The following is a 12709-nucleotide window of genomic DNA, read 5'->3' as shown; positions in this document are numbered from 1 at the left end:
GGGACGAGTCGTCCGCCACTGCGTACGGTGGCCTCGTGACCGTCGAGCTCAACACCGTCTACGTCGACCGCATCGCCCCGATCGCCTGCCCGTCCCTCGACGACACCTTCCGGATGATCGGCGAGCAGGGCGCGAGCGCGTGCATCGTGCTGCACCGCCCCGACGCCGAGGAGCTCGGGGACGTCGCGGTCGCCCTCGGGCTGCACGAGCTCGCGGTCGAGGACGCGGCCGAGGGACACCAGCGCCCGAAGCTCGAACGGTACGGCTCGACGCTCTTCACCGTGCTGAAGCCGGCGGTCTACCAGGACGGTCCCGAACAGGTGGAGTTCGGCGAGGTGCACGCCTTCGTCGGGCAGGACTTCTTCCTGGCGGTGGTCCCGGCCGACCCGCGCGGACCCCAGGCCGTGCCGCGCGCGCTGCAGCGGCTGAGCGGCAAGCCGGCCCTGGTCACCGCGGGACCGCAGGCACAGCTGTGGGCGCTGATGGACTCGATCGTCGACGGCTACGCGCCGGTGATCGACGGGCTCGAGGAGGACATCAACCAGATCGAGGACCAGCTGTTCTCCGGGGTGGCCGGGGTCTCGCGGCGCATCTACGAGCTGTTCGGCGAGGTCGTCGACTTCCAGCGCGCCGCCCGCCCGCTCATCGGCATCATCGAGAACCTGCACCGCGGAGCCGAGAAGTACCACCTGCCGGTCGAGCTGCAGCGCCGGTTCCGGGACGTCCTCGACCACGTCATCCGCACGGTCGAGCGCCTGGACACCTTCCGTCAGCTGCTGCAGAACGCCCTGACGGTCGACTCGACCCTGGCGGCGCAGAAGCAGAACGACGACACGAAGCGCATCTCGGGGTGGGCGGCGATCCTGTTCGCCCCGACGCTCATCGCCGCGATCTACGGCATGAACTTCACGCACATGCCGGAGCTGTCGTGGACGTGGGGCTACCCGCTGTCCATCGTCGCCATGATCGCCTTCGCCGCGATCCTGTTCGTCGTCTTCAAGGTCAAGCGCTGGTTCTGACGGCCCCTTGCCTCGTCGGTTCCGACCAGCCGCGCGCGTCGTGTTGCGCGGGACGCACCACGGCGGCCAGGCTCGTCCTGCCCACGACGCGCAGGCGTCGACGACGCCGACCGGAGCAACGATGCCCACCACCACGAACGACCTCGTCCACCTGACCGCCGGTGGGGTGTCCGTCGTCCTCGACTGCCGCGACGGCGCGCTGCCCGCCGTCGTCCACTGGGGTACCGCCCTCGGCCCGCTGGGCCACGACGAGCTCGTCGCCCTTGCCGACGCGGACGTCGCCCCGGTCGCGAACAACGAGGCCGACGTGCCGGTCCGCCTCGCCCTGCTGCCCGAGCCCCACCGCGGGTGGACCGGCCGTCCCGGGCTCTCCGGCCACCGCGACGGCCGTGACTGGTCCCCGGCCTTCACGGTGACGGCGCTCCACGTCGACGACACCCGGCTGACCGCCGAGGCCGAGGACCCGACCGCCGGTCTCGCCGTCCGCATCACGCTCGAGCTGCTCGTCTCCGGCCTGGTCCGCACCGGCGCGGCCGTGACGAACACCGCCGCCGGGACCTACACGGTCGACGACCTGACCGTCGCGTTCCCGGTGCCGTCCCGCGCCCGCGAGGTGCTCGACTTCGCCGGTCGTTGGGGCAAGGAGCGCACTCCGCAGCGGCGCGAACTCGTCGTCGGCACGCACGAGCGCGACAGCCGCAAGGGTCGCACCGGCGCGGACGCCGCCACGGTCCTCAGCGTGGGGGAGCCCGGCTTCGGCTTCGCCCGGGGCGAGGTGTGGGGCGTGCACACAGCGTGGAGCGGCAACCACCGCCACTTCGCCGAGCGTCTGGCCACCGGGCGCCAGGTCGTCGGCGGCGGTGAGCTCCTGCTGCCCGGCGAGGTCCGGCTCGGCACCGGCGAGACCTACGAGGGCCCGTGGGTCTACGGCGCCTGGGGCGAGGGCCTCGACGACCAGGCCCGCCGGTTCCACCACTGGCTCCGCAGCCGCCCGCAGCACCCCACGACCCCGCGTCCGGTCACGATCAACGTCTGGGAGGCGGTCTACTTCGACCACGACCTCGCCCGGCTCACCGACCTGGCCGAACGTGCCGCGCGCCTCGGGGTCGAGCGGTACGTCCTCGACGATGGCTGGTTCCGCGGCCGCCGCGACGACCACGCGGGCCTCGGTGACTGGTACGTCGACGAGGACGTCTGGCCGGACGGCCTCGGTCCGATCGTCGACCGCGTCCGTGCACTCGGCATGGAGTTCGGCCTGTGGTTCGAGCCCGAGATGGTCAACGAGGACAGCGACCTCGCCCGCGCGCACCCGGAGTGGATCATGCAGGCCGACGGGCGGCTGCCGGTGCGCTCCCGCGACCAGCAGGTGCTCAACCTCGCGATCCCCGAGGCCTTCGCGTACGTGCTCGAGCGCATGACGGCCATCATCGGCGAGTACGGCGTCGACTACGTCAAGTGGGACCACAACCGCGACCTGGTCGAGGCGGGCTTCCTCGGCGGCAGCGCGGCCGTGCACGAGCAGACCCTCGCCACCTACCGGCTCATGGCGACGCTCAAGGAGCGCTTCCCGTCGCTCGAGATCGAGTCGTGCTCGTCCGGCGGTGCCCGCGTCGACCTCGCGGTCATCGAGCACACCGACCGCGTGTGGGTGTCCGACGACATCGACCCGTCCGAGCGGCAGCAGATGCACCGCTGGACGCAGCAGCTCCTGCCGCCGGAACTCCTCGGCGCACACGTCGCGAGCGGCGTCAACCACACGACGGGTCGCTTCCACGACGTGTCGTTCCGTGCCGGGACGGCCCTGATCGGCCACTTCGGCATCGAGTGGGACCTCTCGCAGGCGACCGAGGACGAGGAGCGCACGCTCGCGTCGTGGATCGCGCTGCACAAGGAGTGGCGCGCACTGCTGCACACGGGGCAGCTCGTCCGCGTCGACGAGGTCGACCCGACACGCCTGGTCCACGGCGTCGTCGCCGAGGACCGCCGCGACGCCGCCTTCTTCGTCGTGAGCACCGGTCGGTCCGAGGTGTCCGGCGTCGGACGAGTGGTCTTCCGTGACCTCGACCCGGAGACGCGGTACCGCGTCGACCCGGTCCTGGTCGGGGACGGCCACGACGTCCGCCCGCCCGAGTGGTGGTCCGGCGACCGCGTCTTCAGCGGGCGCGTGCTCGAGCAGGTCGGCCTGCAGCCGCCGCTCCTGCCGTCGGACCGGGTGGTCCCCTTCCGCGTGACGGCCGTCTGACCGGGACGCGACCAGGAGACGGACGGGACGCCCGTGGCGACGCCGCCCCGGGCCTCCCGTCCGTCCACAGGTCAGGTCCGCGGTCCGTGGGCCGGTCCCGATCGCCGCTAGGCTTCCCGTCATGCCGCAGACCGGAACCGCGACACGCACGACCACGCCGGTCTGGGCCCTCAAGCTCGCCGTCATCACCGCACTCGTCGGCATCGCCGGCGGGGTCGCGGGCATCGCGGTGTGGCTCGCCCTGCAGGCCATCCAGTTCGTCGCCTTCGGCTACCCGTTCGGCGGGCACCGCGAGGCCGCGGACGCGCCGTCCGGGCTGAACCGCTTCCTCGCGCTCGCCGCGGCCGGTGTCCTGACGGGCGTCGCGTGGTGGGCGCTCCGACGGTGGGCGAAGCCCGTCGTGTCGGTGACCGGTGCCGTCGACGGCAAGCGGATGCCGGCGTTCGCCACGGTCGCGAACGCCGCGGTGCAGATCCTCGCGGTCGGGCTCGGTGCGTCCATCGGGAAGGAGGTCGCGCCGCGCGAGATCGGTGCCTGGCTGTCCCAGCTCGTCACCGCGCGTGCGGGTCTGACCGGTCGTGAGACGCGGATCCTGGTGGCCTGCGGAGCGGCTGCCGGCCTGGCCGCGGTGTACGACGTCCCGCTCGGCGGAGCGCTCTTCGCGGTCGAGGTCCTGCTCGGCGAGCTGACGTTCGCCACCGCGCTGCCGGCATTCGCCACGAGCGCGATCGCCGCGTTCACCGCCCGGATCGTGATCCCGGACGAGGTGCTCTACCACGTGCCCGCGATGCACCTGTCGCCGTCGCTGCTGGTGTGGGCGATCATCGTCGGGCCGGTGCTCGGGTTCGCCGGGGTCGGCTTCGTCAAGCTCACGAACCGGTTGCAGGGGATGGCGCCGAAGGGGTGGCACCTGCTCGTGGTGCTGCCGGTCGTGTTCGCCATGGTCGGGCTCATCGCCGTGCCGTTCCCGGAGATCCTCGGCAACGGCCGCGCCCTCGGACTCGTCGCGATGAACGCCACGACAGAGGCGCCGACGTTCGCGGGTCTGTCGCCGATCGTGTTCCTGCTGCTGCTCGGCATCATCCGGACCATCACCACGTCGGCGACGATCGGGGCCGGTGCGGTCGGCGGCACGCTGACGCCCTCGATCGCCATCGGGTCCGCGGTCGGCGGTGCCCTCGGCGGCCTGTGGGTGCTGCTCTGGCCGGCTGACGGATCGAGCCTCGCGGCCTTCGCGTTCGTCGGCGCGGCGGCCTTCCTGGCGACCACGATGCGCGCGCCGTTCACCGCCCTCGTGCTCGTCGTCGAGTTCACGCAGGAGGGCACGGACATCCTGATCCCGTCGCTCCTGGCGATCACGGGTTCGGTCGCGGTCTCCTACGTGCTCGCGCGGCGGCGCAGCGCCCAGATGGTCTGAGGCGCAGCCGGGGCACCGCGGACACGAGCGGTGCGCGCGCCTACCATCGGCGGCAGGTCGGGGCGACGGGCCCCGCACGAGGTGAGGAGCCGTCCATGGCGGGGTTCGACGACATCACGAAGAAGGCGCAGGAGTTCCTGAAGGACGGCAAGGTCCAGGACGCCCTGAAGAGCGAGAAGGCCGAGGACGTCAGCGACAAGGTCCTCGGCGGTGTGGCCGACGCCGTCAAGAAGGCCACCGGCGGCAAGTACGACGACAAGATCGACAACGCCCGCGACGCAGCCGACAAGCGCATCGGCAACGAGTAGCGGGAGGGCCTCCCGCCGCCCCGCGGAGCGAGCCGGGGCGCGATCCCGCCTGTCCGCTGAGGGCGATTGGACGTGGTGGGCGCGACGGACCACGATTGTGTGGTGACCGTGCTCGCCCCGAACCAGCCGCTGACCGAGTCCGAGGTCGCCGCGATCAAGCGGGACTTCCCGATCCTCCAGCAGGAGGTGAACGGGCAGCCGCTCGCGTACCTCGACTCCGGGGCGACGGCCGAGCGGCCGCGCCAGGTGCTCGACGCCGAGCGACGGTTCCTCGAGCACGACAACGCGGCCGTGCACCGCGGTGCGCACACGCTGGCGGCCTTGAGCACCGACGCCTTTGAGGACGCCCGCGCCACGGTCGCCGGGTTCGTCGGCGCCGCGTCGCCGTCCGAGGTCGTCTGGACCGCGAACGCCACCGACGCGCTGAACCTCGTCGCGTACGGCATCGCGAACGCCAGCCGCGGGCGCGGTGGGGCGGCGGCCGAGCGCTTCCGCATCGGCCCCGGCGACGAGGTCCTGGTGACCGAGGCCGAGCACCACGCGAACCTCGTGCCGTGGCAGGAGCTCGCCGCGCTCACCGGTGCGACGCTCCGCTGGGTCCCGGTCGCCGACGACGGCACCTGGACCGCCGCCGACGCCGTCGAGCGCATCACCGAGCGGACGAAGGTCGTCGCGTTCGCCCACGTCTCGAACGTCACGGGCATGGTCGCGCCCGCCGCCGCCGTGGTCGCGGCCGCCCGCGCGCACGGTGCCCTCGTCGTCCTCGACGCCTGCCAGTCGGCGCCGCACCGCCCCCTCGACGTGCGGGAGCTCGGCGTCGACTTCGCCGCGTTCTCGGGGCACAAGATGCTCGGGCCGAACGGCATCGGCGTCCTCTGGGGTCGCGCCGAGCTCCTCGACGCCCTGCCGCCGTTCCGCACGGGTGGGTCGATGATCACCACCGTGACGATGGAGGCGTCGGAGTACATGCCGGCGCCCGAGCGGTTCGAGGCCGGCACGCAGCCGGTGTCACAGGCCGTCGCGCTCGCCGAGGCGGTCCGCTACCTGCAGGGCATCGGCATGGAACGGGTGCGCGCCCACGAGGAGCACCTCGCACAGCGGATGCTCGACGGTCTCGCGGCGGTCCCGGGCATCCGCGTCGTCGGGCCGCCGTCCGGTGTGCCGCGCTCGGGGCTCGTGTCCTTCGACGTCGACGGGGTGCACGCCCACGACGTCTCGCAGTACCTCGACGCGCAGGGCATCGCCGTCCGGTCGGGGCACCACTGCGCACAACCGCTGCACCGTCGGCTCGGCCTCGTCGCCACCAGCCGCGCGAGCACCTACGTGTACACGACCGAGGCGGACGTCGACCGCTTCCTCACGGCCGTCGGCGAGGTCCGCGGTTACTTCGGAGCGGCCTCGTGAACAGCCTCGACTCGCTCTACCAGCAGGTCATCCTCGACCACGCGAAGGTCCGGCACGGCGACGTCGTGCTCGAGGACCCCGACGCGTCGCACTTCGAGCGGAACCCGACCTGCGGCGACGAGATCACCGTCAGCCTGCGCCTCGAGCCGGGCACGGACCGCATCGCCGCGATCGGGTGGCAGGGTGACGGCTGCTCGATCTCGATGGCGTCCGCGTCGGTGCTCACCGACATGGCCGTCGGCCGGACCGTGCCCGAGCTGCTCGAGCTCACGTCGGCGTTCCGGGACATGATGCGCTCACGCGGCGCGGGGGAGCCCGACGAGGACGTCCTCGAGGACCTCGTCGCGTTCCACGGTGTCTCGAAGTTCGTCATGCGCGTGAAGTGCGGGATGCTCGCGTGGGTGGCGGCGGAGGCCGCGGCGCGCGAGGCCAGCGCAGCCCACTGAGGGGCCAGCGCAGCCCGCTGACGCAAGCGCAGCCCGCTGACACGAGCGTGCGACGGACGGGAGGCGCGGGGCGGGCCGGTCCCGCGCCTCCCGTCCGGCACACGGTCGCGTGTCACGCTTCGTCACGGTGCGTGACCAGGACGCCTCCGCCACGTAGCGTCGCGACCGTGAGCGACCCGAAGCAGCGGCAGATCCGGTTCAACGCGTTCGACATGAACTGCGTGGCGCACCAGTCCTCCGGACTGTGGCGCCACCCCCGCGACCGATCGCGGAACTACAACGAGCTGTCGTACTGGACGGACCTGGCGCAGCTGCTCGAGCGTGGGCGCTTCGACGGCATCTTCATCGCCGACGTCCTCGGCACCTACGACGTCTACGGCGGGACGAACGAGGCGGCGCTCCGCACCGGGTCGCAGGTGCCGGTGAACGACCCGATCCTGCTCGTCTCCGCGATGGCCTCCGTCACCGAGCACCTCGGGTTCGGCATCACCGCGGGCACCGCCTACGAGCACCCGTACCCGTTCGCCCGTCGCATCTCGACGCTCGACCACCTGACGAAGGGCCGCATCGGCTGGAACGTCGTCACCGGGTACCTGCCGAGCGCGGCTCGCAACATGGGTCAGACCGACCAGCTCTCGCACGACGACCGCTACGACGTCGCCGACGAGTACCTCGAGGTGCTCTACAAGCTGTGGGAGGGCTCGTGGGAGGACGACGCCGTCGTCGAGGACCGCGAGACCGGCGTCTTCACCGACCCGGCGAAGGTGCACCCGATCGAGCACCAGGGCCAGCACTTCGACGTCCCCGGGATCCACCTGTCCGAGCCCTCGGTCCAGCGCAGCCCCGTCGTCTACCAGGCCGGCGCCTCGCCGCGCGGCATCCGCTTCGCCGCCGAGAACGCCGAGGCGGTCTTCGTCGGCGCGCCGACGGTCCCGCAGCTCGCGGCCACCGTCGGCAAGATCCGCGACGCCCTGGAGGCAGCTGGTCGCGACCGCTACGCAGCCCGCGTCTACACGCTGCTCACGGTCATCACCGACGAGACCGACGAGGCGGCCCAGGCCAAGTACCGCGACTACCTGTCGTACGCGTCGGCCGAGGGGGCGCTCGTGCTCAACTCCGGCTGGATGGGTGTGGACCTGTCGCAGTACGACCTGGACGAACCGCTCGGCAACATCGAGTCGAACGCCATCCAGTCGGCGGCCGCGAACCTGTCGGCGGCGACGGGGGAGGACGGCTCGAACTGGACCGTCCGCGACATCGCCGAGCACACCGCCATCGGCGGACTCGGCCCGGTCGCGGTCGGCTCCGGGTCGACGATCGCGCAGCAGCTCATCGACATCCAGGAGCAGACCGACGTCGACGGGTTCAACCTCGCCTACGCGGTGACCCCCGGCACGTGGGAGGACGTCATCGAGTTCGTCGTGCCCGAGCTGCGGGCCCGCGGCGCGTACCCCGAGGAGTACGTCGAGGGGTCGCTCCGCCACAAGCTGCACGGCCGCGGCGACCGCCTGCCCGACGAGCACCGCGGCGCGCAGTACCGCGTCGGCGCACGGGCGACCGCCTGACCGACCGCCGGGGCGTGCGACGTAGGGTGGTCCGGTGATCGGGTCGTCCTTCGTCGTGCGCACCGCGGACGACGAGTCGACCGCGGCGGCGTGCGTCGCGCTCTGGGTCGACGCCGTCGCGGACCGTGACGGCGTCCCGGCGTCCGAAGCGGTGCGCGCCCGCGCGGACGAGAAGTTCGCGGCGGAGCGGGTGGCACTCGTCGTCGCCGAGGACGGCGGAGCCGTCCCGCTCGGGTTCGCCCTCGTCAGCGCACCCGGATCCGGCGGGACGCCGAGCGACGCCGCGTACCTCAGCCTGCTCGCGGTCGCGCCTGCCGCGCAGGGTCACGGCCTCGGACGCCGGCTGCTCGCGGCAGCGGTGGACGCCGCCGCGGCCGCCGGTCACGTCCGGTGCGAGCTGCACGCGCTGGACGACAACGCCCCCGCCCTCGCGCTCTACGCGAGCGCCGGTTTCCGACCGGTCGGCGAGCCGTTCCCGCACGCGTTGAGCGGCCGTCCGACCCACGTCTGGCGGGCGGGTGTCGGCGGGTGAGGTGAGGCTCACCTCACCACGAAACCCCTGATCAGGCTTGCCTCACCTTGCTGGCGCGATCGGCTCGGGAGTGGTTCCATTACCGTCATGTCGACTGCATCGGACCTCTCGCTCCCCACCGCCGAGCACGACGACGCCGCCAGCGCCGCCCGACTCAACTGGCTCCGCGCCGGCCTGCTCGGCGCGAACGACGGCATCGTGTCCGTCGCGGCCGTGCTCGTCGGCGTCGCCGGTGCCGGGGCGGGCACGGGGCCGGTCGTGGCGGCCGGGACCGCGGCGCTCGTCGGTGGTGCGATCTCGATGGCCCTCGGCGAGTACATCTCCGTCAGCGGGGCCCGTGACGCGCAGCGCACCGGACAGGCCGCGGAGCAGGCGAAGCTCGAGGCCGACGCCGAGGACGCTCCGGCGCTCGCCGCGCACTACCGGTCGCTCGGCGTCGAGGACTCGGTGGCGGACGCCGTCGCACGGGAACTCGCGCGCCCCGAGGTCCGCCGGCGTCGGGCAGAGGCCGCGCTCCGGGATGCTGAGGACGAGGTCGTCAGCCCCTGGCGGGCGGCGTGGGTGTCGGCGGCGACGTTCACCGTCGGCGCGCTCCTGCCCTTCATCGCGATGTTGCTCGCGCCGGAGTCCGCTCGTGTCGCCGTCACCGTGACGGCATCGCTCGTGGCCCTCGCGCTGACGGGGACCACGGGGGCGGTGCTCGGTGGTGCCCGTCGAGGTCGGGCGGCGCTGCGGGTGGTCGTGGGTGGGGCGCTCGCGCTCGCGGCGACGTACGTCGCGGGGGCGTTGCTCGGGACGCACGCGCTCTGACCGGAAGACGAGTCGGCTCCGCGGTGCCGGGAGGAGACGGCTCGTGCCCGAGCAGCGTGCGCTCCTGGGGCCCGCACGGACACGACGGGAGCCCAGGGCGAGAATCCGCTCGAGAGACTGACGCTCGGTGAGCGGATCGGGCCGATCGACGGGCCCGCACCGGAATCTCGTCAGGACCAGACACGTGAGACTCGGCGGACCGACGGAGCGAGCGGATCTGACCTCAGGTCAGAAGAACTACCGATGCTCGACCGGCTACCGGACAGGCGCGTCGGGCAACGACACGGCGATCTTGAAGCCGACGTGGGAGTCGATGAAGCCGAGACGACGGTGGAAGCGATGCGCGTCGGTCCGCGCGGCGTCGGAAGTCAGCTGCACCAGCGGAGTCCCGAGTGCAACCGCGGCCTGCTCGACGACCCATCGCATCAGAGTGGTTCCGACGCCGGACGACCGGTGTGCGCTGGCGACGCGGACTGCCTCGACCAGCAGCCGGGCACTGCCTCGTCGAGCCATCCCCGGGACGTCGTCGCGGAAGGTGACGGTGACGGGAAGGTTCAACCCGGAGATCACACCGCATTGTCGCTGGCTTTCGAGGGTCAGGAGGCAGACCGCCGTCGCGCGACCACCCAGGTCCGACGTATGGTTACCTCTGCAACACGCTGTCCCACGAACAAGGGGTTTCATGGCTGGGGAGTTGCGACTCGATGAACGTGGCCTTGAGGCGTTGGTCCGGGAGCTGAAACTTCGCGGTGTCACCAGTGACGAGCACGCCGCGCAGGCGGACGCAGCGCTCGCCGCTGCCACGAGCGCGGTGACATCGTCGCCGTTGGCGGACTCGATGCTGCGACTGCAGGACCGGTTCCGAGGACGGTCAACTGACATCGGTGACCGGATGACGAGTCTGAGCACGTCGCTGACCGTCGCGGCGACAGCCATCACGGCCACCGACGGCAACATTGCCGACGCTGCCCGGAGCATCGGGAATTGAGCGATCTCGCCGGTGCGTTGACCGCCGCCGACGTCACGGACGTACCCGATGACGCGGACGGGCTCCGCAGCGCTGCTCGCCGGTTCGCTTCCGCGGCGGATGGAGTCCTCGATGCAGCGACCGACGGATCACGGTCCTGGTCGCAGCTGCCGACCGTGTTCATCTCCGATGCGCTGCAGCCGGTGCTGACGCCCCTGATGGACTCGGCAGTGCAGAAGGCCCGGCAGATGCAGGCCGCCGCGGACGAGTTCCTGCAGGTGGCTTGCCGCGCCGCGAACAGCATCGAGGACCTCAAGCGCGACCGCGACGTGCTGGTGCAGCAGATCGAGCAGTTCCACGCCTCTGCTCCCGGCCAGGTTGCCGCAGCCGCCGCGAAGCAGGCCGCAGCCGGTGACGTCCTCGGAGCCGTCGCTACGGTCGTCACCAACTGGGAGCAGGTGCCGGAGCTCGTCGGCGAGGAAGTCGCCCTCCGAGTCAAGGTGGAGCGCCACAACGACAACGTCACGACGACGTTGGCGGGCCTCGCCGCGCAACTCGACGGCATCAGCCCATCGACGGTGGACGCGCACCCGGTGCACACGGCAACGAACGTGTCCGGCAAGGTCGGCGGCGACCACCACCGCAACTGGTTCGAGGACGCGTGGAACACCACCAAGGCAGCGGTTGGCCTCGGCAGCGCCGTCCTCGGCGCAGAAGCGGAGGCGATGTGGCCGTACGTGCAGGACACCGCGGCGGTCGCTGGGAACATCTTCGCGTCGCTGGGTAACGCGATGGTCGAGCACCCGGACGAGACACTCGAGTTGCTCGGCGGCATCGCGATGATGGCTGGTGGCGCGGCGATGGAGGGCGGCGGCGTTGCGCTCGATGCAACCGGAGTCGGCGCCTTGGCTGGAGTGCCGTTGAACGCTGCCGGCATCGCCGTCATGGGTGCCGGCGCTGCGGCTGCAACGGCCGGAGGCGGGCAGCTCGGTGTCCACGCGATGACAGATGACCGTGTCAACCCGAACCGCACTGACCACGTGGAGCAGGCGAAGAAGGATCCGAACGGCCCGAACGAGAACCACCCAGGTCGGAACAACAAGGGCGAGTACCAGTCGAAGGACAACGACAGGGCCCGCATCGACTCGGCAGAGAAAGAAGCGCAGGGCATCAAGCAGTACGAAGCGGAGAACGGGACCAAGGTCACGTCGACGCAGCATGTTCGCGCAGAGATGGAGGGCGCGACGAAGGAGCGCGTCTACGACGGATTGATGAAGAAACCAGACGGGACGTGGGAAGGCATCGAGGTCAAGAGCGGCAAGTCCGCGGACAAGACCCAAGAAGCGTTCGACCGCGAGGTGTCGTACGACCACCCGGCCTACGCCACACTGAACGGTGAACGCATCGAGATCACGTCGGTCAACTACCAGCGAGTGAAGTAACGCATGATCATCCAAGAGACCAACAGCCACATCAGCAGCGTCCTCAAGGACACGTTCCGGCCGATGCCGGAGCAGGTGCAGCACATGCTCGGTCTGCTCGATGACGACGAGCGCTTCGCGTGGCGGATCTGGTGGTGCCCAGACGACGCCGACTGGATGTTCAACCCGGAGAAGGTCGAAGCGGAGTTCGACGCCTCCTACCTCCAAGCCGGCGGCACCGCGGAGAAGATGAGCGTCGAACTCCGCCGTCGCGAAGACGACGGCGAGTACCGGTTGTACGTCATCGGTTGTCCCCATGACCTCGCCGACCCGCTCACCGAGGTCATCGACGTGCAAGACGCTCACGAGCCGCGGCACCCGGCCGAGCTGTTCACCGCAGACCAGGCTGCGCCGGTCTTCGTCCACTACGTCGAGCACCAGACCATCCCCGACGGGTACACCCTCCGCTTCATCGACGACATGTGAGGCGGCGACACGCCCATCAGCGTGCGCTCTCGGCGGCTCAGTCGAGGATCAGTGTCCGTCGCGGATCCGCGTCGTCTGAGGCCCGTGGTCGA

At 71.3% G+C, this 12709-nt stretch carries 13 protein-coding genes; 12 read left to right on the top strand and 1 reads right to left on the bottom strand.

The window, feature by feature from the left end:
- Positions 1-35: 35 nt before the first annotated feature.
- From C1N91_RS11965 to C1N91_RS11925, 9 genes are all read left to right on the top strand, one after another.
- Entirely contained in the window at positions 36-1019 is a 984-nt protein-coding gene (locus tag C1N91_RS11965) for a magnesium and cobalt transport protein CorA (protein WP_254678238.1), read from the top strand.
- 121 nt (positions 1020-1140) lie between these two features.
- Complete coding sequence (locus C1N91_RS11960) at positions 1141-3261, top strand: alpha-galactosidase (RefSeq protein WP_137767883.1); 2121 nt, start codon at positions 1141-1143, stop codon at positions 3259-3261.
- Positions 3262-3382: 121 nt separating this feature from the next.
- Complete coding sequence (locus tag C1N91_RS11955) at positions 3383-4678, top strand: chloride channel protein (protein WP_137767882.1); 1296 nt, start codon at positions 3383-3385, stop codon at positions 4676-4678.
- A 95-nt stretch (positions 4679-4773) separates the two neighbouring features.
- Positions 4774-4986: an antitoxin gene (locus C1N91_RS11950; protein WP_058729068.1), complete on the top strand. Its 213-nt coding sequence runs from the start codon at positions 4774-4776 to the stop codon at positions 4984-4986.
- A 108-nt stretch (positions 4987-5094) separates the two neighbouring features.
- A complete protein-coding gene (locus C1N91_RS11945; RefSeq protein WP_137768813.1) occupies positions 5095-6390 on the top strand; it encodes a SufS family cysteine desulfurase in 1296 nt (431 codons plus the stop codon).
- Positions 6387-6836 (top strand): Fe-S cluster assembly sulfur transfer protein SufU, encoded by a 450-nt coding sequence (gene sufU, locus C1N91_RS11940; protein WP_137767881.1) that lies wholly within the window; start codon positions 6387-6389, stop codon positions 6834-6836. The genes C1N91_RS11945 and sufU overlap by 4 nt, the downstream gene beginning before the upstream one ends.
- 167 nt (positions 6837-7003) lie before the next feature.
- Positions 7004-8401, top strand: a complete 1398-nt coding sequence (locus tag C1N91_RS11935) for an LLM class flavin-dependent oxidoreductase (RefSeq protein WP_302640994.1) — start codon at positions 7004-7006, stop codon at positions 8399-8401.
- Positions 8402-8435: 34 nt separating this feature from the next.
- Positions 8436-8933, top strand: a complete 498-nt coding sequence (locus C1N91_RS11930; protein WP_137767880.1) for a GNAT family N-acetyltransferase — start codon at positions 8436-8438, stop codon at positions 8931-8933.
- 87 nt (positions 8934-9020) lie between these two features.
- Positions 9021-9743 (top strand): VIT1/CCC1 transporter family protein, encoded by a 723-nt coding sequence (locus C1N91_RS11925; RefSeq protein ID WP_137767879.1) that lies wholly within the window; start codon positions 9021-9023, stop codon positions 9741-9743.
- A 255-nt stretch (positions 9744-9998) separates the two neighbouring features.
- On the opposite strand, the gene C1N91_RS17225 is transcribed toward C1N91_RS11925, so the two are convergent.
- Positions 9999-10256, bottom strand: coding sequence for a GNAT family N-acetyltransferase (locus C1N91_RS17225; RefSeq protein WP_394587523.1), 258 nt, complete (start codon positions 10254-10256; stop codon positions 9999-10001).
- Positions 10257-10425: 169 nt separating this feature from the next.
- On the opposite strand from C1N91_RS17225, the gene C1N91_RS11915 reads away from it, so the two are divergent.
- Genes C1N91_RS11915 through C1N91_RS11905 form a run of 3 tightly spaced genes read left to right on the top strand, consistent with a single transcriptional unit; the run spans position 10426 to position 12617 of the window.
- Positions 10426-10731: a hypothetical protein gene (locus tag C1N91_RS11915; RefSeq protein ID WP_137767877.1), complete on the top strand. Its 306-nt coding sequence runs from the start codon at positions 10426-10428 to the stop codon at positions 10729-10731.
- Entirely contained in the window at positions 10728-12152 is a 1425-nt protein-coding gene (locus C1N91_RS11910; protein ID WP_137767876.1) for a hypothetical protein, read from the top strand. The genes C1N91_RS11915 and C1N91_RS11910 overlap by 4 nt, the downstream gene beginning before the upstream one ends.
- Before the next feature lie 3 nt (positions 12153-12155).
- The gene (locus C1N91_RS11905; protein WP_137767875.1) at positions 12156-12617 is read left to right on the top strand and encodes a hypothetical protein; all 462 of its coding nucleotides are present in this window, start codon (positions 12156-12158) and stop codon (positions 12615-12617) included.
- The last annotated feature ends 92 nt before the right edge of the window (positions 12618-12709 follow it).

Origin of the sequence: Curtobacterium sp. SGAir0471 (assembly GCF_005490985.1) — a bacterium.
Taxonomy (GTDB): domain Bacteria; phylum Actinomycetota; class Actinomycetes; order Actinomycetales; family Microbacteriaceae; genus Curtobacterium.
This window is presented reverse-complemented; position numbering and strand designations above follow the sequence as displayed.

Bases quoted from the DNA above. Each gene is read 5' to 3' on its own strand.
- C1N91_RS11915 (WP_137767877.1), top strand. From the start codon at position 10,426: ATGGCTGGGGAGTTGCGACTCGATGAACGTGGCCTTGAGGCGTTGGTC.
- C1N91_RS11955 (WP_137767882.1), top strand. From the start codon at position 3,383: ATGCCGCAGACCGGAACCGCGACACGCACGACCACGCCGGTCTGGGCC.
- C1N91_RS11950 (WP_058729068.1), top strand. From the start codon at position 4,774: ATGGCGGGGTTCGACGACATCACGAAGAAGGCGCAGGAGTTCCTGAAG.
- C1N91_RS11960 (WP_137767883.1), top strand. From the start codon at position 1,141: ATGCCCACCACCACGAACGACCTCGTCCACCTGACCGCCGGTGGGGTG.
- C1N91_RS17225 (WP_394587523.1), bottom strand. From the start codon at position 10,256: ATGGCTCGACGAGGCAGTGCCCGGCTGCTGGTCGAGGCAGTCCGCGTC.
- C1N91_RS11905 (WP_137767875.1), top strand. From the start codon at position 12,156: ATGATCATCCAAGAGACCAACAGCCACATCAGCAGCGTCCTCAAGGAC.
- C1N91_RS11925 (WP_137767879.1), top strand. From the start codon at position 9,021: ATGTCGACTGCATCGGACCTCTCGCTCCCCACCGCCGAGCACGACGAC.